Source organism: Nocardiopsis sp. NPDC006139 (genome assembly GCF_040614155.1).
GTDB lineage: Bacteria > Actinomycetota > Actinomycetes > Streptosporangiales > Streptosporangiaceae > Nocardiopsis > Nocardiopsis changdeensis.
On sequence record NZ_JBEXTT010000030.1, the window covers coordinates 1 to 26,645 of the forward strand.

Below are 26,645 nucleotides of genomic sequence, written 5' to 3' on the forward strand. Positions count from 1 at the left end.
GAGCCGGAGCACCCCTACACGCAGGCGCTGCTGGCGGCGGTGCCGCGGGTGGAGGTCTCCCGGGCCCAGCGCCGCGCCCAGGACCGCGCCGACCGGGCCGAGCGCGAACGCGGGGAGCAGCGGGCCGCGGGTGCGGTCACCGGGGAGACCCCGGGGCGGGAGGGGTTCGCGGCGTTCACGCCCAAGGAGCCCGAGGGCGGGCGGGAGGCCCTGCTCACGGTCTCGGGGGTGGGCCAGCGCTTCAAGGTGCGCGGCGGGATGTGGGGGCGCTCCACCGACTTCTGGGCCGTCAAGGGCGTCAGCTTCGACCTGTACAGGGGCGAGACGCTGGGGATCGTGGGCGAGTCGGGCTCGGGCAAGAGCACGCTGTCGCGGATGGTCATGCGCCTGCTGGAGCCGACCGAGGGCACCATCGTGTTCGAGGGGCGGGACATCACCCACATCGCCGAACACCGGATGCGTCCGTTGCGGCGTGATGTGCAGATGGTGTTCCAGAACCCGTACTCGTCGCTGAACCCGCGTGTGACGGTGGGCGACGCGATCGGGACGGCGCTGCGGGTGCAGGGCGAGCGCGACACCAAGAAGATCAAGCGCGAGGTGCAGGAGCTGCTGGACCGGGTCGGGTTGGAACCCGGCCACTACAACCGGTTCCCGCACGCGTTCTCGGGCGGTCAGCGCCAGCGGATCGCGATCGCGCGGGCGCTGATCCTCAAGCCGAAGCTGATCATCTGCGACGAGCCGGTGTCGGCGCTGGACGTGTCCACGCAGGACCAGGTGCTGCGGCTGCTGTCGGAGCTGCAGGACGACTTCGGGCTGACCTACATCTTCGTGGCCCATGACCTGGCGGTGGTGCGCCAGGTGAGCGACCGGGTCGCGGTGATGCGCAAGGGCGAGATCGTGGAGCTGGGCGACAGCGACTCCATCTACGAGAACCCGCAGAGCGACTACACCCGCCAACTGCTCAACGCCGCACCCGTGCTCGACCCGGACCAGGCGCGCGAGCTGCGCGCCGAGCGGGTCCGCGAGCGCGCCGAAGGGGCCTGAGCCGGGGCCCGGCCGGGGCGCCGCCCCGGCCGGGACCGCCGGCCCGAACCGTCAGAAGAGGTCGCGGCGCCCGGCCAGGGCGTCGACCCACCGGTCCAGCTCCCGGCTCCAGTCCATCGCGGCCGCCTGCTCGTGGGTGACGTTGAAGCTCTTGAAGGTGTCGCGCCCCTCGGTGAACAGCCCCGGCTTCTTGTCCAGCTCCAGGACCACGTCCATACCGTGCTCGTCGGTGACGAACGACAGCTCCAGCTGGTTCAGGCCCCGGTAGCGGCTCGGGGCGTAGTACTCGATCTCCTGGTAGAAGGGCAGCCGCTGGCGGGTGCGGGCGATGCGCCCGCGTTCCAGGTCGGCCTTCTTGAACCGGAAGCCCAGGGAGTCCAGCGCGAGCAGCACCGCCTGCTGGGCGGGCAGCGGCTCGATCGCCACCGGGTCCAGGTCGCCGGGGTCGACGGCGCCCGCGACGGCCAGGCGCGTGTTGACGCCGAGGTTCATGCCGTACAGCCGCTGGCCGCCCAGGGACGTGACGGGGGCCTCCCAGGGCACGGGCAGCTCGAAGGGGACCTCGAACCGCTGTCCGGGGACCAGGCCGGTCCGCCCGCCCAGCCGGACCCGGTGGAACTCCATGTGGGAGGTGACCTCGCTGTCACCGATCTCGGACTCGACCGCGGCCTGCAGGCCCACGGTGAGCTCCTCGACCTCCTGCTCGACGTTCCCGCCCTCGACCAGGACGGTGCCGCGCACCGTGCCGCCGGGACGGGTGGACGCCGAGTCCAGGTGGGTCTCGACCGAGGCCCCGCCGAAACCGATGCCGGCGAGCAGACGCTTGAGAACCATGGGCCTTTCCTGTTCCCGCCCCGGCGGTGCCGATCCGGGCGGGGCGTTCGGGAGTGTTCGGGCATAGGGGAGAGCGGCACCCTCACACGTACAGACGGCCGGCGGCGGGTCCCGGTTCCCCTCAGGCCGCGAGTCCGCGCAGCAGGGCCCGCAGCCCGTAGTGGAAGCGGGCGGCGGCCTCCTCCGCGTCGGGGGCGTCCTCGTCGTCCTGGTGGCGGACCTGGTGGACGACGGCGCCCAGGCAGTGGGCGTACAGGGCGTCGGCGGCGCGGTCGAGGTCGCCCTCGGGCACCCCGGCGTCGGTGAAGGCGCGGTGGACCAGCGCGCGGGCGGCGGCGTCGGCGGGAGTGGCGGGTGCGCGGTGCACCAGCAGGGACAGGGCGCCGGAGTACTCCAGCAGCCGGGCACGGTACCCGTCGGCCCAGGAGGTCAGGCGCTCGTCCCAGGGGCGGGTGTCGGCCTCCTCGGCGCCGTCCTCCTGCGGCTCCCCGCCGTCCTGGTCGTCGGCCTCCTCCGGGAGGGCGTCGCCGGTGGCGCCGGGGGAGGTCACGTAGGCGGCGATGGCGTTGAAGAGCTGCTCCTTGCCCAGGGGGAAGTGGTGGTAGATGGCCATGGCCTCCACCTCCAGGGCGTCGCCCAGCCGCCGCATGGACAGCCCGCCCAGCCCGCGCCCGGCGATGATGTGGAGCGCCTCCAGGATGATGCGCTCCCGGCTGAGCCCCGCGTAGTTCCTACTCACTTGTTTCCTTTCGGAAGTTTTGTCATCAAATGTGGCGTTTTCTGTGCGTCGAGGCCATCACCGACGCACGATCCGGCTCGCCTCATGATCCACGTCACCACTACAGTGCCATTGCAGGCGGTGTACCCGGTGAACGGAGCGAGCGATGGGACTTGGCGGACGAGGCACGGCGCAGGCGCGGGAGAGCCTGGTCGCCGACCGCGAACGGGCCGGACGGCTCGACGACCTCCTGCGGGAGGTGGCGGCCGCCCAGGCGGCGCTGGAGGAGGCCCGCGAGTCGGGGGCCGCGGTGGAGGAGCTGCACGAGCGCGCGCTGGCGCTGGACACCGCGCTCACCGAGGCGATGCGGGCCGCCTACGCCCGCGAGCGCGTGCTCGTCGGGGAGAAGGGCTACCGCGACCGCATCCACCGGCGCAAGCGGCTGGCCCGGCCCGCGGTGCGCGAGGCCACCGAGGTCGCCGAACAGCTGCTCACCGCCCGTGAGGCCCACCGGCTGCACGGCGTGCCGCGGGTGCCCCGCACGGTCGGCGCCCTCTGACGTCCGCGCCGCCCCGCGCCCCCCGCGGGCGCGGGGCCCGCACGCACGGTAGTTTTGGGCGCGAACGGGTATGGGGCCCGGAGCACGAACGCCGAACGTGGGGAGCGCAGGAGGAGATGGCGGAGTTCATCCGCGTCGACCCGACGTCGAAGGTACCGCCCTATGAGCAGATCCGGACGACCGTGGCGATGGCGGCCGCAGCCGGGGAGCTCCCGGTCGGCTACCGGCTGCCGACGGTACGGGCGCTGGCCGGGGACCTGTCGGTGGCGGTCAACACCGTGGCCCGCGCCTACCGCGAACTGGAGCAGGCCGGGGTCGTCGAGACCCGGGGCCGCTCGGGCACCTTCATCGCGGCCGCGGGGGACGACCAGCGCGCGGAGGCGCTGGCGGCCGCCCGCGCCTACGCCGAGGTGATCTCCCGGGTGGGGCTGGACCACGACGAGGCCGTGGACATCCTGCGCGCCGCGCTGGACTCCGCCCGGCCCACGGGCTGAGGCTCCGCGGGCCGGGCGCCGCTCAGCGGCGCAGGCCCAGCACGGAGACGAGGTAGAAGAGGATCAGGCCCGCCCACACGGCGGCGATGGCGGCGGCCCCGCCCACCATGGCCGCGACGATCGCGGTGGCGGGGAGGCTCACCCCCAGGCACACCAGGGACAGCACCATCCGCACCGTGTTGGAGGGGACCCCCACCTTCTCCTTGTGCTCGCGCTGCCGGTGTTCCAGGTGGCGCCGGACGCTGGTGTCGATGGCGTCGTCCATGCGCTCGATCAGAGAGGTCGCCAGCGCGTCGTCGTACTCGGGCCCGAGCTCGCGGCCGGCGCGCAGCGCGGCGGCGATATCGGCCTGCCGCTGGGAGGTGCTGTCGGTCATCTCCCCATAGTGGCACCCGCCGAGGACCCCGGGAGCCCCTCGGCCCCGATCCCGGGGAAGGTTCAGGGACATCCCCGATCCCGGACACGCCGAAGGGCCGCCCCCCGGTGCGGGAGGCGGCCCCTGTCGGCGGCTAGCTGGCGAAGTCGAGCAGCTGCTGGGCGCGGCTCGGGTGGCGCAGCTTGGAGAGCGACTGCTTCTCCAGCTGCCGGATGCGCTCCCGGGTCAGCCCCAGGTGCTTGCCGATCTCGTCCAGGGTGCGCGGCCGGCCGTCCATCAGGCCGAAGCGCAGCGACATGATGGTCGCCTCGCGCGGCTCCAGGTCGGACAGGGCGTTGCGCAGCTGGTCGGCCATGAGCTGGCGGTCGACCACCTCGGAGGCCTCCGAGGCGTCCACGTCCTCGATGAGGTCGCCGATGCGGGTCTCGCCGTCCTCGCCGATGGTGGAGTCCAGGCTGATGGGCTGGCGGGTGACCCGCAGCAGCTCCTCGATCTGGGCCGGGGTCTTGTCCAGCTCCAGCGCCAGCTCCTCCGGGGTGGGCTCGCGGCCCAGCGCCTGGTGCATGTCCCGCTCCAGGCGGCTGACCTTGCTCAGCAGCTCCAGCACGTGGACGGGCAGGCGGATGGTGCGCGCCGAGTCGGCGAAACCGCGCTGGATCGCCTGGCGGATCCACCACATGGCGTAGGTGGAGAACTTGAAGCCCTTGGTGTAGTCGAACTTCTCCACCGCGCGGATCAGGCCGAGGTTGCCCTCCTGGACCACGTCCAGCAGCGACATGCCCCGGTCGCTGTACTTCTTGGCCACCGACACCACCAGGCGCAGGTTGGCCTCCAGCATGTGGGACTTGGCCTTGCGGCCGTCCTCGGCGATCCACTCCAGCTCGTCGCGCTCGGCCTCGGACATCGGCACGGAGGTGTCGACCTCGCCGTGCAGGCCCAGCCGGTACTCCGCGTACAGGCCCGCCTCGACCCGCTTGGCCAGCTCGACCTCCTGCTCGGCGGTGAGCAGCTGTCGGCGGCCGATGGCCTTGAGGTAGGTGTGGACGGAGTCGCCCATGGCGGGGGACTGGTCGTCCAGGTCGGCCTCGCCGGTCTCCGGGTCGATGGTGGCCTGGGATGTGTCCTCGGTCTTCTTGGTGCGCCGCGTGGTGCGGGTTTTCCTCCGGGGGGAGGGGCCCTTGCGCGGTGCGACCTTGCCGGATGCGGCCTTGGGTGCCTCGTCGGTGTCGGGCACCGTCGCGATGAGAGTGTTTTCCAGCACGTCGTCCTCGGCGTCGGGTTCGGCCACCGGTGCGGAGTGGTCGCCCCCGTTGGCGAGCCGGACCCCGTGGTCGGTGAGTTCACGCAGGATGGCACGGCCGTCGCCGGCGGAGACTCCGGCCGCGGAGAAGGCGGTGCGCAGCTCGGCGAGGGACAGGTGCCCCTGGGCGCGCCCGCGGGCGAGCAGGTCGGTCAGCGCCGCGCGGTCCGCCGCGAGCGGAGCGGTGCCGTCGGTGGGCGCCGAACGGGTCCGGGCGGAGCTCGTCATCCGGACACCTCCCTCCCTTCCATGACGTGTGGCACGTGGCGGAAGGCTCCCGCCGACTGGACGCGCCAATATGTCCAACGTGTCGGGGTGTCAAATGTTCCCCGTCTCGATTGGATATCTTTCGAAGTGGTATGGATCACCGCGCGTTCAGTGGCGGGCGGCGGGAGGCAGCGGGTATGGGAGCCCGCCCGGGCGGCCGTGCCGGGGCGCGGCGCTCCGGGCGCGGGGGAGGGCGCAGGGGCGTGGGCGGGTGGACTCGTGGCTGTCGCCAACTGCGGACCTCCTTGGCAGAGGGGCCGTGGGGTCCGGGCATTCGGGCGGCCCGGATACTCAGGTAGACGCCGGGCGGCCCGGGGAAGTTCCCCACATGGGCGGACATGTCCTCTCATGTGGTGGCGGCCGGCCCCGGTCGGGGCACGGACCGCCCGCCCGGCCGCGGCCTCAGCCGCGGCGCAGCGCCACCAGGTCCGGTTTGCCCGAGGCCAGCATCGGCAGCCGGTCGCGCACCTCCACCTCGCGCGGGGCCGCATAGGCGGGCAGCCGGTCGCGCACCACCGCCCGCAGGTGCTCCAGGGCGGGCGGCGCGGCCGGGTCGGCGGGCACCACCACCGCGCACACCCGCTCCCCCCACTCGGGGTCGGGGCGGCCCACCACCACCGATTCGGCCACCGACGGGTCGGCCATGATCAGCGCGTTGACCTGCCCGGGAACCACCTTGTGGCCGCCGGTGTTGATCACCTCGTCCATCCGGCCCAGGATCTCCAGCCGCTCCCCGTCCCAGCGCCCCAGGTCGTTGGTGCGCAGCACCCGGGACCCGTCGGCGGCGGTGTCCGGGCCCGGCACCGGATCCGCCCCCGGCGCGGTCCGGTAGCGGGTGAGCAGGGTCGGCCCCGACAGCAGCACCCGGCCGGCGCCGTCCGGGCCCGGGGCGTCGGTCGCCACCCCCACCCCGTCCAGGGGCACGCCGTCGTAGACGCACCCGCCGCAGGTCTCGCTCATGCCGTAGGTGGTGACCACCCGGCCGCCGGCGGCGCGCGCCGCCGCCAGCAGCTCGGGTTCGGCGGCCGCGCCGCCCAGCAGGATCACCCCGAACACCGACAGGTCCGCGCCCGCGGCCAGCAGCCGCCGCAGCTGGGTCGGCACCAGGGACACGTGCGGGCGGAGCCCCTCCGCCAGGGAGAGCACCCCCTCCACCGAGAACGGGGCGTGCACCGCCCCGGTGCCCGTGACCAGGGCGCGCAGCATCACCTGTAGACCGGAGATGTGCCCGGCGGGCAGTACGCACAGCCAGGAGTCGCCCGGCCGGGCCCCGATCCGCGCCACCGACGCCCGCGCCGAGGCGAGCAGCGCCGCGGCCGACAGCTCCACGCCCTTGGGCGCGCCCGTCGACCCGGAGGTGGTGACCACCAGGGCCGTCCCGGGAGAGGCGGGCAGACCGCCCTCCAGGGGAGACTCCCCCTCGGGGGTCAGCACCGAGGAGGGGCGCATCGCCCCCAGCAGCTCGCGCACCCGGGCGTCCGGGGTCCCGGCGGGCACCGGCATCAGCGCAGGGCCCCCGCCCTCCAGCGCCGCGGCCAGCAGGTCGGACAGGTGATCCGGCTCCAGCCCCACGGCGGCGCGCAGCGCCGGGCCGTCGGCGGTCGTCGGGTCGGGGACGTCGGGAAGGTTCACGGAAGCCACGGGGCACAAGGGTACGCCCGCCACGCTCCCGGGGGGCGTACCCGGTCGTCCCCGTCGGCCTGGCACAATGCGTAGGGTTGACGCGGGGGTCGCCCCGGAGGGGGCTCCGTGGGAGCCGGTCCGGGCACCCGCCGTTCCGATGTCCCGTGAGGAGAAGCAGTAGCCGTGAGCAGCGTGATCGACTGGCAGCGGTCGGGCGAGTATTCCGACATCATCTACGAGACCGCGGAGGGCATCGCCAAGATCACGATCAACCGGCCCGAACGGCACAACGCGTTCCGGCCGCAGACCCTCTTCGAGCTGCAGCAGGCGTTCAACATCGCCCGCGACGACTCCGAGGTGGGCGTGATCATCTTCACCGGCGCGGGCGACCAGGCGTTCTGCTCCGGCGGCGACCAGAAGATCCGCGGCGACGACGGCTACATCGGCGACGACGCCGTGGCCCGCCAGGGCATCGGCCGCCTCAACGTCCTGGACCTCCAGGTGCAGATCCGCCGCCTGCCCAAGCCGGTCATCGCCATGGTCGCCGGCTGGTCCATCGGCGGCGGCAACGTGCTCCAGGTGTGCTGCGACCTCACCATCGCCGCTGACAACGCCAAGTTCGGCCAGACCGGCCCCAAGGTCGGCTCCTTCGACGGCGGCTACGGCTCCTGGCTGCTCGCCGAGACCGTCGGCCTGAAGAAGGCCCGCGAGATCTGGTACCTGTGCCGCCAGTACAGCGCCCAGGAGGCGCTGGACATGGGCATGATCAACACCGTGGTGCCGCTGGCCGACCTGGAGAAGGAGACCGTCTCCTGGGCCCGCGAGCTGCTGGAGAAGTCCCCCCTGGCGCTGCGCATGCTCAAGGGCGCCATCAACGCCGTCAGCGACGGCGCCGCCGGGATGCAGCAGTTCGCCGGCGACGCCACCATGCTCTACTACATGAGCGAGGAGGCCCAGGAGGGCCGGGACGCCTTCAAGGAGAAGCGCCGTCCGGAGTTCGACAAGTTCCCGCGCCGCCCGTGACACCGTCCCCCGACCCCGCCGCGGAGACCGGCCCCGGAGCGGGCCGGGCCTTCGCCATCGGCCTGCGCAACCGGTTCCGCGGCATCACCGTGCGCGAGGGCATGCTGGTGCGCGGGCCCGCCGGGTGGGGCGAGTTCTCGCCCTTCGCCGAGTACGGCCCGCGCGAGTGCGCCCGCTGGTGGGCGGCCTGCCATGAGGCCGCCCACCGCGGGTGGCCCGCCCCCGTGCGCGACCGGGTCGCGGTCAACGTCACCGTCCCGGCCGTGGACCCCGGGCGGGCCCACGCCATCGTCGCCGCGGGCGGCTGCGCCACCGCCAAGGTGAAGGTCGCGGAGCGGGGTCAGGACCCCGCCGAGGACCTGGCCCGGGTGGAGGCGGTGCGCGACGCCATCGGCCCCTCGGGGAAGGTGCGCGTGGACGCCAACGGGGCCTGGGACGTGGACACCGCGGTGCGGATGGTGCGCGCCCTGGACCGGTACGGGCTGGAGTACGTCGAGCAGCCCTGCGCCACCCTGGACGAACTCGCCGCGGTGCGCCGTCGGGTGGACGTGCCGGTGGCCGCCGATGAGTCGGTCCGCCGCGCCGAGGACCCCCTGAAGGTGCGCGCCGCCGACGCCGCCGACATCGTCGTGCTCAAGGTGCAGCCCCTGGGCGGGGTGCGCGCCGCCCTGCGGGTCGCCGAGGCCTGCGGGCTTCCGGTGGTGGTCTCCAGCGCCGTCGAGACGTCGGTGGGCCTGGCCGCCGGGGTGGCGCTGGCCGCCGCCCTGCCGGAGCTGCCCTACGCGTGCGGCCTGGCGACCATGCAGATGCTCACCGCCGACGTCACCGCCGACCCGCTGCTTCCCGAGAACGGGTACCTGCCGGTACGGGCGGTGGAGGTCGACGAGGAGCGGCTGCGCGCGGTCGAGACCGAGCCCGGGCCCTGGCGCGCCCGCGCCGCGGCCGCCATTGCCGCCGACCGCCGGGATTGACCGGTACAGGACACGGATCACACGGGCGGGCGTTCGCCGTTCGCGCCCGAACGGGGTTCACTGGGAGGTGTGCGCCCGTGAGAAGAGGGGTGCCGGGCGGCACCCCGGCGTCCTGCGGTGATACTTGTTGCACACTTTGACGAACGAAAGCGTTTGGATGAATCCGTCTACCGCCCTGGCGCGGGTCCTCGTCGACGAACTGGCCCGCTGCGGCCTGGCCGAGGCCGTGGTCGCGCCGGGGTCCCGCTCGACGCCGCTCGCGCTCGCCCTGGTCTCCCACCCCGGGATCCGGGTGCACGTGCGGGTGGACGAGCGGTCGGCGTCCTTCCTCGCGCTGGGACTGGCCCGGGCGTCGCGCCGCCCCGTGGCCGTGGTGTGCACCTCCGGGACCGCCGCCGCCAACTTCCACCCCGCGGTGCTGGAGGCCGACGAGAGCGGGGTGCCGCTGCTGGTGCTGACGGCCGACCGGCCGCCCGAGCTGCGCGGCACCGGCGCCAACCAGACCGTGGACCAGATCGGCCTGTACGGCGGTGCGGTGCGGATGTTCGCCGAGGTCGGCACGCCCGACCCCGTGCCGGGGATGGTCGCCTACTGGCGCTCGCTGGTGGGGCGCGCCTGGGGCGCCGCCCGCGGCGGGCGGCCCGGGCCGGTGCACCTGAACGTGGCGTTCCGCGACCCGCTCACCCCCGACGGCCCCGGCCGGGAGTGGCCCGAGCCCCTGGAGGGGCGGGCCGGCGGGGCGCCGTGGATCTCGCGCCCGGGGCCGTTCGCCGAACCCCCGGCCTTCGTGCTGCCCGACGTGGAGCGCGGCGTGATCGTGTGCGGCGACGGCGACTACGACCCGGTGCCGTTCCTGGCGCTGGCCGAGCTCACCGGCTGGCCGCTGCTGGCCGAACCCACCTCCAACGCCCGCCGGACGGGCGCGGTCTCCGCCTACCGGCAGCTGCTGGCGTCCCCGGCGATCGCCGCGGGACCCGCACCGGACCTGGTGGTGAGCGTGGGGCGGCCCAACCTGTCCCGGCAGACCCTGGCGTTCCTGCGCCGGGCCCGCCGCCACGTGGTGGTCACCGCGGGGTCCCTGGGGGACCCGTGCGCGGCGCTGCCGGACGGGTTCGCCGACCCGGCGCGCACCGCCACCGACGTGGTGGCCGCCGTCGCCGCCCCGCCGGCGCTGACCTTCGACGAGCCGCGCCGCACCGACTGGTCGCGGCTGTGGCTGCGGGCCGAGGCCGCGGCCCGCGCGGCGCTGGACGCGGTGCTGGACGAGCAGGAGACGCTCACCGAGCCGCGGCTGGCCCGCGACCTGGTGTCGCACCTGGCCGCGGGGTCGCTGCTGTTCGCGGGTTCGAGCATGCCCATCCGCGACCTGGACGCCACCATGCGCGCCCGCTGCGGGGTGCGCCTGGTCGGCAACCGGGGCGTGAGCGGCATCGACGGCACGGTGTCCACGGCGATCGGCGCCGCCCTGGCCCACCAGGCGGCCGACCCGGCCGCGGGGGCGTTCGCCCTGCTGGGCGACCTGGCGGTGCTGCACGACCAGAACGGGCTGATCATCGGGCCGGGGGAGCCGCGCCCGGACCTGGCGATCGTGGTGGTCAACAACGACGGCGGCGGGATCTTCTCCGGCCTGGAGCAGGCCGGGCACCCGGACTTCGAGCGGGTCTTCGGGACCCCGCACGGGGTGTCGATGGAGCGGGTGGCGGCGATGGCGGACGTGCCCTACGTCCACCTGGAGTGGGCCACCGACCTGCCCAAGGCGCTGCTGGGGGAGGGGGTGCGCATCGTGGAGGTGCGCACCGACCGCGCCGAGAGCGCGGCCCTGCGCAGACGCCTGCAGACGGCGGTCGACGCGGCCCTGGCCGAGGCCCTGTAGCCCCCCGGCCGAGCCCTGTAGCCTTTGTGCCCACCGCGCCCCGCCGGACCCGGTCCGGCGGGGCGGTTCTTTCCGCGAGGTCTCCGCGATTTTCGCGCGTCGCGATGAGTCCCGGGGCGTTCGGTGGTCGTACCGTCGAACCCGGAACCGAGGAGGAACCCCCGATGCGCAACGTGACCTGTTCGATGGGCGTCTCGCTGGACGGCTACATCGCCGGGCCGGACGGCGGATTCAACTGGTCGCCGCCCGACCGGGACGTCTTCGAGCTGGCCACCGACGAGGTGCGCCGGACCGGCGCCTACCTGCTGGGGCGGCGTCTGTACGAGACGATGACGTACTGGGAGACGGCCGACCAGCACCCGGAGCACGACCACCCGACGCGCGCGTTCGCCGAGCTCTGGCGGGCGCTGCCCAAGGTGGTCTTCTCCTCCTCGCTCTCCGAGGTGCAGGGCAACACCCGCCTGGCGTCCGGCGGCCTGGCGGAGGAGGTCGAGCGGCTGCGGGCCGAGCCGGGGGAGGGCGACATCGCGATCGGCGGCGCCACCCTGGCCGCCGAGGCGGCCGCGCTGGGCCTGATCGACGAGTACCGGCTCCGGGTCCACCCGGTGCTGGTCGGCGGCGGCACCCCGTTCTTCCCCCGGGCCGAGCGCCATGTGGACCTCGACCCCGTCGAGTCCCGCCCCGTCGGCTCCTCGAAGGTGGTCTACCTCCGCTACCGCGTGGTCCGCTGACCGGCGCGGCCGCACGCACGGACCGGAGCCCGCCTCGGCCGCGTTCGAAATCGGTCACGGTGTCGGAGAACGCCGCCGGTTCCGCCCAGCCCGCCGCGGCGTAGTGGCGGACGATGTGCGGGCCGAAGACGGCGCGGGCGGCCTCTCTGGTCTTCTCGGCCCGGCTCGAGACTCCCGGCGGCACCGACCAGATCCGACCGCGGTGTCCCGGGCCCCGCAGCCCGCGGGACCCGGGGGCACGTCCACGTCACGGTGCTGTCCGGCTCACCCGTGCATGAGCACGAGGGGTGAGAGCCGCGACGGATGGGCGGGCTCATCCGGCGTGGGCGGAGCCGTCCCGTAGGGCGTGTTCCACCCGGAGCCGCTGGGTGTGGTGCATCGGCAGGTCCTCGATCTCGGTGGGCGCGAACCAGCGCACCTCGTGCGACTCGTTGCTGACCGCGAGTTGTCCGCCCACCACCCGGGCCCGGAAGCACACGTTGAACTGGCGGCGGACCTCGCCGTCGCTGTAGGCGATGACGTGCCGGGCGTCGGTGTAGGTGCCGACCAGGCCGGTCACCTCCACCTCGTACCCGGTCTCCTCCCGTACTTCGCGCACCGCCGCCTGCGGCAGGCTCTCGGTCATCTCCATCGCCCCGCCGGGCATCGCCCACAGCCCGTTGTCCACCCGCCGCTGCAGCAGCAATCGTCCCTTGCCGTCGATGACGGCCGCGCTGGCCGCGACCACCAGGCTGTTCGGGACCGGCGCGGCCGGGTCGTCGTAGTACTCGGTACGGGCCATGTTCCGGTTCACCCCTCCAACGGGCGGGCATCGTTCCATACGGCTTCCATACTGGCGGCGTAGGCGTCGAACAGTCCCCTTCGGGTGATTCGTTCAAGCCGTAGTAGCGGGTTGCCGTAGGCGTTGACCCCGTACAGGTGGGTGTTGACGTACATGTGGTTATCGGCCCGGTAGAGCGAGTTGTACAGCGTCGTGGAGTGCACCCGCACCGCGGCTCCGGGCACGATCGCCAACGGCCGGTAGTGCATCGCGGCCAGGTGGCACCGGGACTGGATGCCGTGACCGAAGTTCTCCTCCTCCCCGCGTACACGCACGGCTTCGCAGCCGGGGTCTCCGATGAGCACACGCACTCGGACACCGTTCTCGGCCTTTTCTCTGAGCAGGTCGTTCCAACCGGGGATCTGCTCGTGGAGGAACAGGGCCGCGTAGACCAGGATGTCGATCGACCTCGTCGCGGCCGCGAACATCGTCCGCCACTGCTCGATCGGTACCTCGGAGCGTTGAAGGTGAACGGACTTCAGGTCCTGTTCCGCGCCCGTTCCGTTCTCCCTCCTCTGCTCCAGAGAGGGCCAGAGTTCGTGGACGTCCACACCGAGTGTTCTGGCCACCGCATGGGCGTTGCGACGGTGGGGCACACGCCCGGTACTGATCCAGCGGGCCACGGTCTTGGGGTCGGTGTGCACCTGCTCGGCGAGTGAGGCCACCGTGTGCCCGGACTGCTCCAGGCAGAGGCGAAGCCGTTCGTTAGGGGGCATGGGGACGTTCTATCGCAGCAGGACGTCCTTCGAGGTGTCCTTCGTGCGGTAGATCCGTCCTCCGGTCCAGGAACAAACTGAGGACCACATCACCGGCGCACACGAAGGAGCGTGCAGCGATGCAGGAACACGCCCACCCCGTACAGGCGGTGGAGGTATCCGGACCGGAACCCTTCTTCCCCGACGTCATCGAACTCGGCGATGCGGTGGAGATGACCGAGGGGACGAGCAGCCGGAGCGGCACCGAGGACAAGCGCTACAAGTACCAGTGACCACGCGCGAGGTCAGTGCCTCAAAGACAGGAGAAGCCATGGGCTGGTTCGGCGGGGTGGTCACCGCCTCCACGTCCTCCGCCCCGCGACCGATGTCCCCGACCTGGTCAGTGGAGCTCTCCTGTGGGGCGCTGTGGACGGTGGGCCCGGGTGCCGGGCCCACTGTCACCGTCGCCGGGGCCGGCCCGCTGACGGGTGCGGTACTCGGCAGCCACACGGTGTCCGAAGACGATCTGCGCGCTTGGCTACAAGGAGCCTGGCGTGCAGGACCTCCCTCGTGGGCCGGCACGTACGCGGTGGTCGTCGCCCACCATGGCGGGGCGACGGTGTTCGCCGATCCCGTACACGCGCTCCCCCTCTACTTCTGCGAGGTGGAGGGCTCAGTGGTGTGGGCGTCCTCCAGCCGTGCCCTGTCCGGCCTCACCGGTACCGGAGTGGACCTGGCCTGGGTGTCGGGCCTGCTCGTGGACCCGGCAGGACCGCACCTGCCTGAGCGAAGCGCATTCCAGCAGGTGTACGCCGTTCCTCCAGGGCACCGCTTGAATATGCGTCGCGGAGGACAGGCCGTGGCCGACCGGTGGTGGTCATCGCCCAGGACGCTGCCCCGGACCGAGGCCGTGCCCCGGTTCGGGAAGGCGCTGACAGGCGCCGTGGAGGTGCGGCTCGCACAGGCGGAGCTTCTCTCCTGTGATCTGAGCGGAGGCCTGGACTCGACCTCCCTGTGTCTCCTCGCCGAGCAGCGGGCCACGGGCGCTCGGCATTTGACCGCCTGGACGGTCCACCCCGTCTCCAGAGACCACGGCGGCGACCTCGATCATGCACGAGAGGCCGCGCACGGACGGCTCGGCATGCGCCACGAACTGCTGGCCCTGAACGAGAGCGAACTCCCCTACAGCGGCCTGGCACGAATGCCGCCGACTGATGAGCCTGCTCCGTCCACCATCACTTGTGCCCGGCACATCGTCGCCTATGAGCGGATCAGGATCGCGGGAAGCACCCTGCACATGACCGGTGACGGCGGCGACGCGTTGCTGATGCAGTCGCCCGAGTCCGCGTTGAGGTCGGCGTCGCGAGGTCGCGTGATCCGTGCCCTTCGTGACCTGCACGGGTGGGCCAAGCTCGACCGGCGTTCCCCGGTGGGCCTCCTGCGACAGTCGCCCCGGGCCGGGGACGGGGTCTCCTCCCGCTGGCTCACCTTGAAGGCACAGACCATGGCGGCCCCCGGAGGCGGCCGTGGTGTGGTCGGCTTCCTGCGCTCGGACGCGGAACTTCTCGCGTTGCGCGGTATCGGGCGCACCGCCCATGCCGATGCGCAGTTCGCCGGGGCTTTCGGGGTTCGTCTGGAGGCTCCGTTCCTGGACAGGGCCGTCATGGAGACCGCCCTGACATTCCGTGTCACGGATCGGGGGTCGCCGTGGAGTTACAAGCCGCAGCTGGTGGCGGCGATGCGCGATGTCCTGCCGGAGGCGATCACGCGACGCCGCACCAAGGGAGGCACCGATGCCGACCACCACCTGGGGTTGCGTGCACGGCTTTCGGAGGTGTCGGACCTCTTGGACGGCTGGTTGGCCGGTCACGGTCTGATCGACCCGAAAGCGCTACGACAGGAGCTCTACCTGGCGGCGCTGGGCAGGGACGCCCCCTGGGGGCTGCTGGAGCCGGTGGTCTCCGCCGAGGTGTGGGGACGTGTGGTCGAGGCGAGCCCTCCGACCGAGTGGACCCGGAGCCGGGAACGGCAGGAGGCGGGATGACGGCACTTCCACCGCACCTTGTGCCGGCCTCGCAACTGCGGCTGATCTGTTTCCCGTCCGTCTGTGTCGCCCTGGACGTGGAGACGGGGGCCTTGCTGCTGCTCTCCGGGGAGGCCGCTCGGCTGATCTCGCACCTGGAACGTGCGGGAGGCGCGACTTCGGTCCTGTCTTCCTCGGCTCGGGAGCGAGCCGTCGCGGCGTTGGTGAACTCAGGAGTCCTCGTCGGGGGAGAGGAATCCGAGGCCTGGGACAGGGTGAGACCGGGGATCCCCTCCTCATCCAGTTGGGGAACACGGGAGAGCCCCGCCGCGCTCGCGCCGATTCCCCGTTCCTCGCCGCGTTGGTATGCGTTGGGAGCCTGCGCGCTGCTGCTTGTCCTGGGTGGTGGGGTGCTCGGTCGTACAAGAGCGTTCGCCCGTACCCGGCGTCTGGTCGGGCGGACGGCGATGGGTCCTCCCGAGCCCGCCGCGGCGGAGGCGGCGGCGTACGCGGTAAGGAGGATCGGCCGCCTGCTGCCGCTGCGCGTGGCATGTTGGGAGGAGGCCGCGGCGACCACCGTCGCCCTGCACCGGGCGGGGTACCAGGCCGTGTTCCGGCACGGGGCGGCCACCGATCCGGTGCGGTTGCACGCTTGGGTCGAGGTCGGCGGCCGACCGGTCGCCGAAGCCGACGACATCACCGATTACACATCCTTCGAGGAGTCCTGTGAGTGACATCGCCGAACCGGTTCTGTGGGCGCGGGTCGAGGGCATCGCGCTGGGGGCGCTGCGGGCTGATCTGGCCCGGGAGTACTGGCGGTGGGAGAGCGATCCGGGTGCGGTGCTCGGATACGGGCGGCAGGTTCCCGAGAGCGCGGAGTCGCGGGCCGAGGGACTGGAACACCAGCTGCGAGGGGCGCCCGACCAGGTACGATTCACCGTCTACGACACGCAGGGCGGTGGACCGGTGCCGTGCGGGTTGGCGAGTCTGCTGATCGACCACCAGGTGCGCACGGCGGAGTTCGTTCTGGTCGTCGCGCCGGAGAGTCGCGGCCGGGGTGTGGGGACAGCGGCCACGCGGCTGACCCTGGACTACGCCTTCCATGTGATCGGGTTGGAGATGGTCTGGCTCAAGGTGCTCGAGCCCAATGCCGCAGGGCGCACCGCCTACGCCAAGGCTGGGTTCCGGGAGGTGGGCATGCTGCGTAGCGCGGGGGCCTGGCGGGGGCGGCGCTGCGGGGAGGTGGTCATGGACGCCCTGCCCGAGGACTTCCCATGGCCATCGGTGATCGTGGGCGAGGGTGACTGATCCGGACCGTACGGACATCGGCTTCGGCGTATGCGGCCGTTCATCATCGGGGGGAAGGGCGACGGAGGGTGAAGCTTCCCGTGCTTGCCGAGCCGACCGACCGCATTCGCGCCTCCCCGGCCCTGTGGACCTGAAGTACCGCCGACTCACCCGGGGCCGCCCCTCGGGGCAGGGGCGGCCCCGGCGTGTCCCGTTTCAGCCGGCCAGGGCGTCGGCGACCCGGCGCCAGGTCGGGAGGCCGCCGGTCGGGCCGCGCAGGAGGGTGACGTGGGGGACGGCGTCCAGGAAACCGAGGCTGCGGTCCCAGGCCGGGTGCCCCGCGAGCGCGTCCCCGGCCTTGGGCACCAGGAACGTCGGCACGCCGCGGCCGATCATCTCGCACACCAGCGCGACCGCGAACGTGTCCGTGATGCCGAGCGCCGTCTTGTTGGTGCTGTTGAACGTCCACGGGCAGGCCAGGACCGCGTCCGGCGGGGGCAGGCTCACGCCGGTCCCCGGCCGGCGGAAGTCCACGCGCACCGGTTCGCCCGTCAGCTCCTCCAGCGCGTCGAGGTCGTGGAAGCGGGTGCCCGTCGGCGTGCACAGCACGGTGACGCGCCACCCCTCGTCCTGGAGCAGGCGGACCAGGTCGGGGGCGGTCTCCTCCGGTGCGGTGGTGGCCCCGGAGAGTGTGAGGTACAGGGTTCGCATGCGGTCCAGTCTGGCCGCCGCGGACGGGCGGCGCCCCGCCGGGGAGGCCCGGCGGGGCGTTCGCGTCAGCCGCGCTCGAAGTGGCGGCGGCGCTCGAAGTCGGTGACGGTGGCCGAGAAGGCCGCCAGCTCGGCCCGCCCGGCGGCGGCGTAGTGGCGGACGACGTCCAGGCCGAAGACCGCGCGGGCGATGTCGCTGTTCTCCCAGGCCAGGACCGCCTCCTCCAGGGAGGCGGGCAGCCGCGGCAGGTCCGGGGCCGCCCCGGCGTCGCCCGCGGTCGGCTCCGGCAGCGGCAGCGCCTGGTCGATCCCGTACAGTCCCGCGGCGATGATCGCCGCCACCGACAGGTACGGGTTGGCGTCCCCGCCCGGCACCCGGAACTCGATCCGCGCCGACTCGCCCTGCCCCACCACCCGCACCGGGCAGGTGCGGTTGTCCAGCCCCCACGCGATCGAGCTGGGCGCGTAGGCCTGCGGGGACAGCCGCTTGAACGAGTTCACGTTGGGCGCGTGCAGCAGCGCGAACTCCCGCATGCACGCCAGCTGCCCCGCCACGAAGTGCTCCATGTGCCCGGACATCCCGTACCGCCCCGACCCGTCGTCGGCGAAGACCGGCGCCCCCGCCCCGTCGCGCAGCGACAGGTGCACGTGGCAGGAGTTCCCCTCGCCCCCGTCGTACTTGGCCATGAACGTCAGCGCCGCGCCCGCCTGGGCCGCCAGCGCCTTGGCGCCCGCCTTGTACACGACGTGGTTGTCGCAGGTCCGCAGCGCGTCGTCGTAGCGGAACACGATCTCGTACTGCCCCGGGTGGCACTCGCCGCGCGCCGACTCCACCCGCATCCCCGTCCGCTCCATCGCGGTGCGGATCCGCCGCATCAGCGGGTCGATCTCGGCGACCTCCGGCAGCGCGTAGTCGGAGTTGAACCGGGTCGCGGCGGTCAGCCCCCGGTAGCCCCCCTCGAACGCCTCCTGGTAGGAGTCGCGGAACACCAGGAACTCCAGCTCCGTCCCCGCCAGCGCCCGCCACCCCCGCTCCGCCAGCCGCTCCAGCTGTTCCTTGAGCACCTGCCGCGGCGCCACCGGCACCGGCCGCCCGTCGGCGTCCAGGGCGTCGCCCAGCACCAGCGCGGTCCCCGGGTCCCAGGGCAGGTACCGCAGGGTGCCGGGGTCGGGCAGGATCGCGAAGTCGCCCAGCCCCCCGCCCCACGGGTCGGTGGCGTAGCCCGGCCGCGACTCCATCTCCACGTCGGTGGCCAGCAGGTACAGGCAGGCGTCGAACCCGTTCTCCAGCACCCGTTCGGCGAAGTCGCGCGGCGCCACCCGGCTGCCCTGCACCCGCCCCTGGAGGTCGGGCAGGGCCACGATCACGTCGGTGATCCCGCCCGCCTCCACGTCGGCGCGCAGCCGCTCCAGCGGCACCGGGAACGGCGGCGGCGGGGGCGACGGCGGCAGGGTCTCGTACAGGGGCGGCAGTCCGTCGCCGATCGTCGTGCTCATCGCTTCTCTTCCGGGGTGTGCAGCGGGTTGGGGACCGGCGGGGCGTCCAGGTGGAACTCGGCGTCGCGCTCGGCGCGGTCGTGGTAGCCGCCGCCCAGCAGCCGCTCCCGGTTCAGGCACACCCGCTCGTACTCCGGCGCCAGCAGGTCGAACAGCGCGAACCGGTCGGCCAGCTCGGGGAACTCCGCCCGGTACCGGTCGATCTCGGCCCGCACCAGCGCCCAGAACCGTTCCTCGCCCACCCCCAGCTGCTCCTCCACCAGCGGTGCCAGGTACCGGAAGTGCCCGATGAACAGCGACTTGGCCACCGACGAGGTCAGCTCGCGGGCGTCGAAGCGCATCAGCACCCCCAGCGCCTCCGCCGGCAGCCCCTCGTACTCCGGCAGGTCGGCGTCCAGCAGCTTCATGTCGTCCACGAAGTCCTTGACCGCCAGCCGCACCGGCCGGTCCCGCTCGTCGTAGACGACGATGGTGTTCTCCCCGTGCGGGTTGAACGCCAGGCCGTACCGGTACAGCAGGTGCAGCAGCGGCGGCAGCACCGTCCCGAACAGGGCGGCCAGCCACTCCTCGGGGTCCAGCCCGGACCGCTCCACCAGCTCCGCCGTGAACGCCCGGCCCTCGCCGTCCACGTGCAGCAGCGCCGCCAGGGTCCGCGCCTGCTCGCCCGGCTCCAGGAAGCCGGCGACCGGCTCGCGCCACAGCGCCCCCAGCAGCTGCCGGTGCCGGTACGGGGCGTCCGGGATGTCCTCCAGCACCGGGTGGCGCACCGCCACCGCGGCCACCTCGCCGGGCAGGATCACCCGGTGGCGCTCGGCCAGGAACGCGTCCCCGGCGCGCAGCGCGTGCACCCACCCCGTGCTCACCGGGGCGGCCCGGCACAGCTCCGTGGGGATGCCCCGGTAGACCATGGTGTTGAGGATGGCCAGCGACAGCTTGACGTTGAACCGGTCCGGCCGGGTCAGGTTGGTGAACGTGCGGATGGACTGCTGGGGGAGGTGGTCGTCCGCGGCCTCGCCCAGCGGGACGATGAGCCCGTGGGCGAGTTCGGCGGCGAACAGGGGCACCACCACCTCGTCCCACTGCCACGGGTGCACCGGCAGCCACACGAACGCGTCCGGGTCGGCGCCCGCCGCCGCCAGCCGTCCGGTGAACCGGGCGACGGTCTCCCCGCCCAGCTCGCGGGCGCGCAGCACCTGCTCCTCCAGCCCCGGCACCCCGTGGTACTCGGCCAGGGAGCGGTGCACCGCGATCCACGGCAGCCGTACGGGCCGCCGCGCCTCGGGTGGGAAGTCCGCGCGGTCGCGGGCGGAGAAGCCCACCCGCCCCTTGTTGGCGAAGATCCACGGGTGCCCGGTCTGGTGCCCCTCCAGGTCGGCGTAGGGCAGGTCGGCCAGGTCGGCGGCGGTGCGCCGCTCCACGGCCAGCCGGGCGTCCGCCGACAGGGTGGCGGTCAGCTCACCGACGGTGAACGCCTCCACCGCCGGGTCCACGACCCCGGCCGCGCCCAGGTCGCGCAGCAGGGCGAACGGGGAGGCCGGGGCCTCGGTCCCGTCGGCGCCGACCCGGGTGACCCCCGGCAGCACCCGCCACCCGTCCAGGAGGGTGCGCCGGCCCTCGAACCGGTAGCGGGCGGCGCCCACGGCGGCGCTCCAGCGGCCGGGGCCGTCGGCCTCGGGGACCAGCGCGTACTCGAAGCACAGCTCGGCGACCATCTTGGCGGACAGCAGGTCGCAGGCCCGGTCCCAGTGCCCGGCGGTCAGCTCGGCGGGCACCGGCAGCGGTGCGGCGGGGGTGCGGGCCACGTCGTTCACTCCTCCTCCCCGGGGACGGCCAGCGGGTTGTCCACCAGGCCGTGCATGACGTCGAACTCGGCGTCGCGTTCGGCGCGCTCGTGGAACCCGCCGCCCATGAGCTGCTCGCGGTTGAGCGCCACCCGCCCCACCCGGGGCGCCAGCAGGTCGAACCAGGCGAAGCGCTCGGCCAGCTCCGGGAAGCGCGCCTGGTAGGCCAGTACCTGGGCGCGGGCCAGCGCCCACAGCCGCGCCCCCGGCACCCCGAGGTCGTGCTCGACGATGTCGGCGAGGAACCGCAGGTGCCCCGCGCAGATCGCCGACAGCACCGAGTGCGCCAGTTCCTCCGGTCTCCAGCGGTGCAGCACCGACCGCACGTGCTCGGGGATCCCGGCGTACTCGGGCAGGTCGAAGGGGAGCAGCTCCACGTCCGACCCGAAGTCCTTGAGTGCGATGCGCACCGGGACCTCGTCCTCGTCCAGGATGAGCACCACGTTCTCCCCGTGCGGGGTGAAGGACGCCCCGTACCGGTACAGGTAGTGCAGCACCGGCGGGAACAGGGCGGCGACGAACCGCTCCAGCCAGGCCTCCACGCCCAGCCCGGAGCGCTCGATCAGCTCGGCCACCAGCGGCCGCCCGTCGGAGCCGCGCAGCAGCAGGCAGGCCATGGTGCGGGCGCGCTCGCCCCCGCGCAGGTGGCGGTGGACCGGCTCGCGCCAGATGGCGCCCAGCAGTTCGTGGAACCGGTACGGGGCCTGCGGCATCCGCGCGAACACCGGGTGCGGGACGGTGGCCGAGGCGCGCTCGGCGAGCATCACCACCCCGGTCTCGGCGAAGTAGGCGTCGCGTTCGGCGAGGTCGCGCAGCCAGGTGCTGGTGTGCGGGGCGCAGCCGGTCTGGGTGCCCGACAGCCCGCGCCAGACCAGGGTGTTGCGGATCATCAGCGGCACCTTGACGTTGAGCCGGTCGGGCCGGTCCAGGTTCATCAGGGTGCGGATGGACTGGAAGGGGCGGTAGCGGTCGCGGCTCTCGCCCAGGCGCACCACCCGGCCCAGGGCGATCTCCGCGGCGAACAGCGGGGCGACGACCTCGTCCCACTGGAAGGGGTGGACGGGGACCCACAGGTAGGCGTCGGGGTCGCCGCCGCGCTCGCGGATCCGCTCGGCGAACTCCGCGCGCTGGTCCCCGTCGATCTCGGCGGCGACCAGGGCGGCCCGGTCGGTGCCCGCCATGGACTGGAAGGCGCCCAGGTCGGGGTGGACGGCGATCCACACGAGGTGGAACGCGCCGCGCGCCTCGGGGGTGTAGCGGGCGGCGTCGTCGGCGGAGAAGCCGAGCCGGCCCTTGTTGACGAAGATGCAGGGGTGGCCGGTCTGGTACCCCTCCAGGTCCTCGTAGGGCAGGTCGGCCAGGTCGGCGGCCGGGAGGGCGGCGGCCAGCAGGCGGGCGTCGGCGGCGTGGGTGGCCAGCAGGTCGCGCACCACCTCGGCCAGGGAGTCGCCCGGCAGGCCCACGGTCTTCTGGGCGTCGGTGACGAACCGGGTGGGGTCCCAGGCGGGCTCGGGGCCCTCGGCGCCGGTGCGGACGAAGGAGTCGGCGTCCACGTGCCAGGAGCCGAAGCCGCCGCGCCGGGCGGTGAAGGCGTAGGTGACGCCGTCGTCCACGGGCAGCCGCCAGGCGGGGGAGCCGCCGGGCGCCCCGGGCCCGGCCGCGGGCTCGGGGACGATCATCTCCTCGTAGGCCATCTCGCCGACCATGTGGGCGAGCAGGCGGCTCCCGGCCCGGCGCCACAGGTCGGCGTCGTGGGTGGACTGTGCGTTCTCAGACATGGTGCGGTCTTTCGGTGCGGTGCGCGGACGGGTCGTCGGAGGTCCCGGGCGGTGGAGGCGGGCGCGAGGGGAGGCAGAGCAGCAGCGCGAGCACCGCGAACAGCCCCGCCCCCGCCGCCAGCGGCAGCCCCGCCCCGCCCGCGGCCAGGGCCGTGGCGGCCACCGGGCTGACCAGGGTCGCGGCCACGCGCACGGTGGCCACGGCGGAGAACGCCGGACCGTCCGTGCCGGTCACGGCGAACACCCTCAGGTCCAGGGCCACGTGTCCCAGCCCCAGCCCGACGCCGAACACCACCCGGCCCAGCGCCAGCGGAACGGGGTCGACGGTGAGGAACTGCCAGGCCAGCCCGGCCGCGGCCAGCAGGCACGCGGCCGGCAGCAGCGCCCGGCCCAGCAGGGCGTGCGCCCGCCCGGCCAGCGGCAGCACCGCCAGCACGGCCACCTGCGGGAGCAGGAAGAGGACGGCGGCGGCCGTGGTGCCGGCGCCGCCGTCCTGGGCGTACAGGGTGAAGAACGGGCGCACGACCAGCCGTGCGGTCTCGACCGCCAGCACGACGGCGCTCACCGCGGCGATCGCCGCCACCGCGCCCCGCGGAGCCCTCGTCCGGGGTTCGGGGGCGGAGTCGGCCACCGCGGGCGCGCGCCGCTCCCGCGGCAGCCTGCGGTGGCACAGCACCGCCAGCGCCACGTACAGCAGCGCGCAGGCGGCGATGCCCCAGCGGGGCTGGGGCAGGGCCATGATCCCCGCGCCGATGAGGGTTGCCGCCACCGTGCCGCCGTTGACCACGTAGGCGAACACGGTGACGTCGCGGACCCGGTCGGCTCCGGTGCCCACGAACGCCGGATAGGCCAGGGTGAACGCCATCGTCACCGCCACCTGCACCGCCGACAGCACCAGGAACACCGGGTACGCCGGGGAGGCGGCCAGCGCCAGCTCCAGTACCGCCGCCGCCCCCAGGGAGCCCAGCACCAGGGACGACAGCGAGAACCGGCGGGCGAGCAGGCCCCACAGGGGCATGGCCGCCAGCGCGGTCACCCGGCACACCCAGATGTACACGCCGGTGGCCGCCGGGTCGGTGACCCCGAACAGCCGCTCGAACAGCTGCGGGTAGAACGGGCTCAGCGCCACGTCGCCCACCAGGTGCAGCAGGACGACCAGCAGGTACAGCCGGCGGAACGAGGCCCCGCTCACCGCCGGGCCCCGGCCGGGGCGCCGAACGACGTGAACGCCGTCCGCTCCGGCAGCCGGTAGGCGGTGCCCCCGGTGAGGGAGTTGAGGATGACGGCCGCCCGCCAGGCGCCCAGGCCCAGGTCGGGGGCGCCCACGCCGTGGGTGTGCAGTTCGGCGTTCTGCACGTGGATCGGGGCGGTCAGTGCCGGGTCGGTGGCCAGGCGCAGGTTTCCGTCGATGAGCGGCCGGCCCCGTCCGTCGGTCTCGATGAGCTTGGCGAGGGGCGCCAGGAAGCCGGGGGAGCGCTGGGCGTACCCGGAGGCGGCGACCACCGCGCCGGTGCGGACGGTGAACTCGGCGTCCTGCTCGCGGTGGCGGAACCGCAACGCGAACCCGTCCCCGTCGGCCTCGGCGGCCAGCAGCTCGCACTGGGCGCGCAGGCTCACCCCCACGTCGGCGCCCGCGATGCCGCGCTCGTAGAGCACGTCGTGGATCTCGGCGATGGTGTCGCCGCTGATGCCCTTGTACAGCTGCCACTGGGCGGGGACCACGCGGTCCTTGGTCTCCTGGGGCAGGGCGTGGAAGTAGCGGGTGTAGTCGGGGGTGAAGTGCTCCAGCCCCAGCTTGGAGTACTCCATGGGGGCGAACGCCGGCGAGCGCGTCACCCAGTGCACGGTGGTGTCGCGGTGGGCGGGGGAGCGCAGCAGGTCCAGGAACACCTCGGCGCCGGACTGGCCCGAGCCCAGGACGGTGATGTCGTCGACCCCGTCCAGGCCCGCCGCCCGCTCCAGGTAGTCGGCGGCGTGGAACACGCGCTCGCCCACCAGGGGGCGCAGCGGCCCGGGCAGCACCGGCTCGGTGCCGATGCCCAGCACCAGGGCGCGCCCGCGGGTGCGGGTCACCGCCCCGGCGGCGTCGGTGTGCTCCACCGTGAAGACCCCGTCCTCGTGGTGGACGGCGTCCACGCGGGCGTCGAACCGGCACGAGCCCAGGGAGCGGGCCACCCAGCGGCAGTAGTCGTCGTACTCCCGGCGCGGCACGTGGAAGTGCTCGGAGAAGTAGAAGGGGAACAGCCGGTCGTGCTCGCGCAGGTAGGACAGGAACGACCAGGGGCTGGTGGGGTCGACCAGGGTCACCAGGTCGGCGAGGAAGGGCACCTGGAGCCGGGCGCCCTCCAGCAGCAGGCCCGGGTGCCAGGAGAAGTCGGGCCGGGCCTCCAGGAAGCGCGCGGTGAGGCCGGGCACGCCGTCGGCCAGGGCGGCCAGGGCCAGGTTGAACGGGCCCAGGCCGACGCCCACCAGGTCGTACGGTTCGTCGTCCCCGTGGGCGAGGGGGCGGGGGGTGGCGGTCAACGGGACTCCTTCAGGGCGGAGAGTTCGGTGTCGCCCGCGGCGGCGACCTCGGCGAGCAGGGCGGTCGTGTCCTCGACGGTGGTGGCGGGGTTGAGCAGGGTGAGCTTGAGCCACACGCGGCCGTTGATCCGGGTGCGGCCGACCACGGCCCGGCCCTCCTGGAGCAGGCGGCGGCGCAGGCGGGCGTTGACCTCGTCGGAGTCGGCCCCGGCGTCGTAGCGGAACACCACGGTGGTGAGGGAGGGTGAGTCGGCCAACTGGAGCCGCGGGTGGGCGGTGACTTTGGCAGCCGTACGCAGGGCCAGGTCGCGGCAGGCGTCCACGAGGCGGCCCAGCCCGTCGGTGCCCAGGGCCCGCAGGGTGACGGCGATCTTGAAGACGTCGGCCCGGCGGGTGGTGCGCAGCGAGTACCCGAGCAGGCTGGGGTAGCCCGCCTCCTCGTCGTCGGCGGGGTTGAGGTAGTCCACCGAGCGCGAGAGCGGGGCGAACAGGGCGCGCTCCCGGGTGAGCAGGACCCCGGCGGCCACCGGCTGCCAGCCGAGCTTGTGCAGGTCCAGCCCGACCGAGTGGGCCCGGTCCAGCCCGGCGAGCAGGCCGCGCAGCCGGCGGGAGAACAGCAGCCCGCCGCCGTAGGCGGCGTCCACGTGCAGCCACACCCCGTACTCGCGGGCGATGTGGGCGATCGCGCCCAGGGAGTCGATGCCGCCCAGGTCGGTGGTGCCCGCGGTGGCGACGATCGCGACGGGGATGTCGCCGTCGGCGCGCATCCGGTCCAGGGCCTCGCGCAGGGCGCGCGGGCGCATCCGGTGCCGGGAGTCGACGTCGACGGTCTCGACGGCGTCCTCGCCCAGGCCCAGCAGGGCGGCCGAGCGCTGGACGGAGAAGTGGGCGGCGGCCCCGCACAGGATGCGCGGGCGGGCTCCGGCGGCCGCCCGCGCCACCCCGTGGCGGACGGGGTCGCGCTCGGGCCCGGCCAGGGCGTGGTCGCGGGCCAGCAGCAGGGCGGTCAGGTTGGACTCGGTGCCGCCGGAGGTGACCACGCCGCCCGCCGTCTCGGGGTCGTACCCGGCCAGGCCGGCGAGCTCGCCGATGACCCGGGTCTCCATGGCGGTCGCGGCGGGGGCCTGGTCCCAGGAGTCCATGGACTGGTTGAGGACGGAGGCGACGGCGTCGGCGGCCACCGCCACGGCCAGTGGCGGGCAGTGGAGGTGGGCGGCGCAGTGCGGGTGGGCGGGGTCGGCGGCGTGCACGGCCAGGGCGTGCGTGAGCCGGGTCAGGACCCGTTCGGCCAGGTCGGGGGCGTTCCGGTCGCCTTCGGGTGCGGCGGTCGGCGGGCCCAGGGCGGTCCGGACCGCCTCGGCCACCTCCTGCGGTGTGCGGGCGGGCAGCGGTCCGCCGCGCTCCTCGCGGGCCGCGGACAGGGCGTCGGCGGCCGCGGCCAGGAGGGCGGCCACGGCCTCGGGGCCGCCGGGGGCTCCGGCCAGGGCGTCGGGCAGCAGGGCGGAGGCGTCGGCGGGGACGGTGAGGCCGTCGGCTCCCCAGGTCACGGTGTCGCCACCGGGAGTGATGGTCATGGGGCGTGGGGCTCCTGTTTCTCTCCGAGGCGGTTCGGGCGCGCGGACGGGGCAGGGCGGGGGAGTCCCGGGCCGCGGGGCCCG

At 73.8% G+C, this 26,645-nt stretch carries 25 protein-coding genes; 11 read left to right on the plus strand and 14 right to left on the minus strand.

The genetic code is table 11. The annotated features are described in order from the left end of the window. A partial coding sequence (locus tag ABZ249_RS28845; protein ID WP_355269099.1) for an ATP-binding cassette domain-containing protein occupies window positions 1-1,044 on the plus strand: 1,044 nt, incomplete at its 5' end. A 51-nt stretch (window positions 1,045-1,095) separates the two neighbouring features. Here ABZ249_RS28845 and ABZ249_RS28850 read toward each other — a convergent pair. After that, a complete protein-coding gene (locus tag ABZ249_RS28850) occupies window positions 1,096-1,878 on the minus strand; it encodes a sporulation protein (protein ID WP_355269101.1) in 783 nt (260 codons plus the stop codon). Between the two features lie 121 nt (window positions 1,879-1,999). Beyond that, window positions 2,000-2,617, minus strand: a complete 618-nt coding sequence (locus ABZ249_RS28855; RefSeq protein WP_355269103.1) for a helix-turn-helix domain-containing protein — start codon at window positions 2,615-2,617, stop codon at window positions 2,000-2,002. Window positions 2,618-2,762: 145 nt separating this feature from the next. Between ABZ249_RS28855 and ABZ249_RS28860 the strand changes: the two genes are divergently transcribed. Together ABZ249_RS28860 and ABZ249_RS28865 are read left to right on the plus strand one after the other, a co-directional pair. After that, window positions 2,763-3,155, plus strand: coding sequence for a hypothetical protein (locus tag ABZ249_RS28860; protein ID WP_220560432.1), 393 nt, complete (start codon window positions 2,763-2,765; stop codon window positions 3,153-3,155). A 116-nt stretch (window positions 3,156-3,271) separates the two neighbouring features. Further along, entirely contained in the window at window positions 3,272-3,649 is a 378-nt protein-coding gene (locus ABZ249_RS28865) for a GntR family transcriptional regulator (RefSeq protein ID WP_220560433.1), read from the plus strand. 22 nt (window positions 3,650-3,671) lie between these two features. On the opposite strand, the gene ABZ249_RS28870 is transcribed toward ABZ249_RS28865, so the two are convergent. The 3 genes from ABZ249_RS28870 to ABZ249_RS28880 all read right to left on the minus strand — a co-directional run bounded on the left by ABZ249_RS28870 (window position 3,672) and on the right by ABZ249_RS28880 (window position 7,158). Continuing rightward, entirely contained in the window at window positions 3,672-4,025 is a 354-nt protein-coding gene (locus ABZ249_RS28870) for a hypothetical protein (protein ID WP_220560434.1), read from the minus strand. A gap of 133 nt (window positions 4,026-4,158) precedes the next feature. Further along, window positions 4,159-5,553, minus strand: coding sequence for an RNA polymerase sigma factor (locus ABZ249_RS28875; protein ID WP_220560436.1), 1,395 nt, complete (start codon window positions 5,551-5,553; stop codon window positions 4,159-4,161). Window positions 5,554-5,994: 441 nt separating this feature from the next. Continuing rightward, entirely contained in the window at window positions 5,995-7,158 is a 1,164-nt protein-coding gene (locus ABZ249_RS28880) for an AMP-binding protein (protein ID WP_355269198.1), read from the minus strand. Window positions 7,159-7,398: 240 nt separating this feature from the next. On the opposite strand from ABZ249_RS28880, the gene menB reads away from it, so the two are divergent. From menB to ABZ249_RS28900, 4 genes are all read left to right on the plus strand, one after another. Continuing rightward, the gene (gene menB, locus ABZ249_RS28885; RefSeq protein ID WP_355269107.1) at window positions 7,399-8,238 is read left to right on the plus strand and encodes a 1,4-dihydroxy-2-naphthoyl-CoA synthase; all 840 of its coding nucleotides are present in this window, start codon (window positions 7,399-7,401) and stop codon (window positions 8,236-8,238) included. Next, window positions 8,235-9,209: an o-succinylbenzoate synthase gene (locus ABZ249_RS28890; RefSeq protein ID WP_355269109.1), complete on the plus strand. Its 975-nt coding sequence runs from the start codon at window positions 8,235-8,237 to the stop codon at window positions 9,207-9,209. The genes menB and ABZ249_RS28890 overlap by 4 nt, the downstream gene beginning before the upstream one ends. Before the next feature lie 157 nt (window positions 9,210-9,366). Continuing rightward, entirely contained in the window at window positions 9,367-11,082 is a 1,716-nt protein-coding gene (gene menD, locus ABZ249_RS28895) for a 2-succinyl-5-enolpyruvyl-6-hydroxy-3-cyclohexene-1-carboxylic-acid synthase (protein WP_355269111.1), read from the plus strand. Between the two features lie 164 nt (window positions 11,083-11,246). Then, on the plus strand, window positions 11,247-11,813 hold the full coding sequence (locus ABZ249_RS28900) for a dihydrofolate reductase family protein (protein ID WP_355269113.1): 567 nt from the start codon (window positions 11,247-11,249) through the stop codon (window positions 11,811-11,813). A 313-nt stretch (window positions 11,814-12,126) separates the two neighbouring features. Here ABZ249_RS28900 and ABZ249_RS28905 read toward each other — a convergent pair whose 3' ends face one another. Together ABZ249_RS28905 and ABZ249_RS28910 are read right to left on the minus strand one after the other, a co-directional pair. Further along, window positions 12,127-12,594, minus strand: a complete 468-nt coding sequence (locus tag ABZ249_RS28905; protein ID WP_355269115.1) for an NUDIX domain-containing protein — start codon at window positions 12,592-12,594, stop codon at window positions 12,127-12,129. Window positions 12,595-12,602: 8 nt separating this feature from the next. Continuing rightward, window positions 12,603-13,349, minus strand: coding sequence for an XRE family transcriptional regulator (locus ABZ249_RS28910; RefSeq protein ID WP_355269117.1), 747 nt, complete (start codon window positions 13,347-13,349; stop codon window positions 12,603-12,605). A gap of 119 nt (window positions 13,350-13,468) precedes the next feature. Here ABZ249_RS28910 and ABZ249_RS28915 point away from each other — a divergent pair, with 119 nt between their 5' ends. The 4 genes from ABZ249_RS28915 to ABZ249_RS28930 are packed head-to-tail and all read left to right on the plus strand — an operon-like array spanning window position 13,469 to window position 16,659. After that, window positions 13,469-13,621 (plus strand): hypothetical protein, encoded by a 153-nt coding sequence (locus tag ABZ249_RS28915; RefSeq protein WP_355269119.1) that lies wholly within the window; start codon window positions 13,469-13,471, stop codon window positions 13,619-13,621. A 38-nt stretch (window positions 13,622-13,659) separates the two neighbouring features. Beyond that, window positions 13,660-15,372, plus strand: coding sequence for an albusnodin/ikarugamycin family macrolactam cyclase (locus ABZ249_RS28920; protein WP_355269121.1), 1,713 nt, complete (start codon window positions 13,660-13,662; stop codon window positions 15,370-15,372). Continuing rightward, on the plus strand, window positions 15,369-16,085 hold the full coding sequence (locus ABZ249_RS28925; protein WP_355269123.1) for a lasso peptide biosynthesis B2 protein: 717 nt from the start codon (window positions 15,369-15,371) through the stop codon (window positions 16,083-16,085). The genes ABZ249_RS28920 and ABZ249_RS28925 overlap by 4 nt, the downstream gene beginning before the upstream one ends. Further along, complete coding sequence (locus ABZ249_RS28930; RefSeq protein ID WP_355269125.1) at window positions 16,078-16,659, plus strand: GNAT family protein; 582 nt, start codon at window positions 16,078-16,080, stop codon at window positions 16,657-16,659. Before ABZ249_RS28925 ends, ABZ249_RS28930 begins: the two co-directional genes overlap by 8 nt. Window positions 16,660-16,854: 195 nt before the next feature. Here ABZ249_RS28930 and ABZ249_RS28935 read toward each other — a convergent pair whose 3' ends face one another. The 7 genes from ABZ249_RS28935 to ABZ249_RS28965 form a co-directional block, all read right to left on the minus strand. Then, on the minus strand, window positions 16,855-17,349 hold the full coding sequence (locus ABZ249_RS28935) for a flavoprotein (RefSeq protein WP_355269127.1): 495 nt from the start codon (window positions 17,347-17,349) through the stop codon (window positions 16,855-16,857). Between the two features lie 65 nt (window positions 17,350-17,414). Then, window positions 17,415-18,845 (minus strand): glutamine synthetase family protein, encoded by a 1,431-nt coding sequence (locus ABZ249_RS28940; RefSeq protein WP_355269129.1) that lies wholly within the window; start codon window positions 18,843-18,845, stop codon window positions 17,415-17,417. After that, window positions 18,842-20,656 carry an IucA/IucC family protein gene (locus ABZ249_RS28945; protein WP_355269131.1) on the minus strand — a complete coding sequence of 605 codons (1,815 nt, stop codon included), beginning with the start codon at window positions 20,654-20,656 and terminating at the stop codon, window positions 18,842-18,844. Before ABZ249_RS28945 ends, ABZ249_RS28940 begins: the two co-directional genes overlap by 4 nt. Further along, complete coding sequence (locus ABZ249_RS28950; protein WP_355269133.1) at window positions 20,653-22,464, minus strand: IucA/IucC family protein; 1,812 nt, start codon at window positions 22,462-22,464, stop codon at window positions 20,653-20,655. Before ABZ249_RS28950 ends, ABZ249_RS28945 begins: the two co-directional genes overlap by 4 nt. Continuing rightward, complete coding sequence (locus tag ABZ249_RS28955; protein ID WP_355269135.1) at window positions 22,457-23,656, minus strand: MFS transporter; 1,200 nt, start codon at window positions 23,654-23,656, stop codon at window positions 22,457-22,459. Before ABZ249_RS28955 ends, ABZ249_RS28950 begins: the two co-directional genes overlap by 8 nt. Then, complete coding sequence (locus ABZ249_RS28960; protein ID WP_355269137.1) at window positions 23,653-24,987, minus strand: lysine N(6)-hydroxylase/L-ornithine N(5)-oxygenase family protein; 1,335 nt, start codon at window positions 24,985-24,987, stop codon at window positions 23,653-23,655. Before ABZ249_RS28960 ends, ABZ249_RS28955 begins: the two co-directional genes overlap by 4 nt. After that, window positions 24,984-26,561: an aspartate aminotransferase family protein gene (locus tag ABZ249_RS28965; protein ID WP_355269139.1), complete on the minus strand. Its 1,578-nt coding sequence runs from the start codon at window positions 26,559-26,561 to the stop codon at window positions 24,984-24,986. Before ABZ249_RS28965 ends, ABZ249_RS28960 begins: the two co-directional genes overlap by 4 nt. Between the last annotated feature and the right edge of the window lie 84 nt (window positions 26,562-26,645).

Bases quoted from the DNA above. Each gene is read 5' to 3' on its own strand.
- ABZ249_RS28850 (WP_355269101.1), bottom strand. From the start codon at position 1,878: ATGGTTCTCAAGCGTCTGCTCGCCGGCATCGGTTTCGGCGGGGCCTCG.
- ABZ249_RS28860 (WP_220560432.1), top strand. From the start codon at position 2,763: ATGGGACTTGGCGGACGAGGCACGGCGCAGGCGCGGGAGAGCCTGGTC.
- ABZ249_RS28865 (WP_220560433.1), top strand. From the start codon at position 3,272: ATGGCGGAGTTCATCCGCGTCGACCCGACGTCGAAGGTACCGCCCTAT.
- ABZ249_RS28870 (WP_220560434.1), bottom strand. From the start codon at position 4,025: ATGACCGACAGCACCTCCCAGCGGCAGGCCGATATCGCCGCCGCGCTG.
- ABZ249_RS28875 (WP_220560436.1), bottom strand. From the start codon at position 5,553: ATGACGAGCTCCGCCCGGACCCGTTCGGCGCCCACCGACGGCACCGCT.
- menD (WP_355269111.1), top strand. From the start codon at position 9,367: ATGAATCCGTCTACCGCCCTGGCGCGGGTCCTCGTCGACGAACTGGCC.
- ABZ249_RS28900 (WP_355269113.1), top strand. From the start codon at position 11,247: ATGCGCAACGTGACCTGTTCGATGGGCGTCTCGCTGGACGGCTACATC.
- ABZ249_RS28905 (WP_355269115.1), bottom strand. From the start codon at position 12,594: ATGGCCCGTACCGAGTACTACGACGACCCGGCCGCGCCGGTCCCGAAC.
- ABZ249_RS28910 (WP_355269117.1), bottom strand. From the start codon at position 13,349: ATGCCCCCTAACGAACGGCTTCGCCTCTGCCTGGAGCAGTCCGGGCAC.
- ABZ249_RS28915 (WP_355269119.1), top strand. From the start codon at position 13,469: ATGCAGGAACACGCCCACCCCGTACAGGCGGTGGAGGTATCCGGACCG.
- ABZ249_RS28920 (WP_355269121.1), top strand. From the start codon at position 13,660: ATGGGCTGGTTCGGCGGGGTGGTCACCGCCTCCACGTCCTCCGCCCCG.
- ABZ249_RS28925 (WP_355269123.1), top strand. From the start codon at position 15,369: ATGACGGCACTTCCACCGCACCTTGTGCCGGCCTCGCAACTGCGGCTG.
- ABZ249_RS28935 (WP_355269127.1), bottom strand. From the start codon at position 17,349: ATGCGAACCCTGTACCTCACACTCTCCGGGGCCACCACCGCACCGGAG.
- ABZ249_RS28940 (WP_355269129.1), bottom strand. From the start codon at position 18,845: ATGAGCACGACGATCGGCGACGGACTGCCGCCCCTGTACGAGACCCTG.
- ABZ249_RS28950 (WP_355269133.1), bottom strand. From the start codon at position 22,464: ATGTCTGAGAACGCACAGTCCACCCACGACGCCGACCTGTGGCGCCGG.
- ABZ249_RS28965 (WP_355269139.1), bottom strand. From the start codon at position 26,561: ATGACCATCACTCCCGGTGGCGACACCGTGACCTGGGGAGCCGACGGC.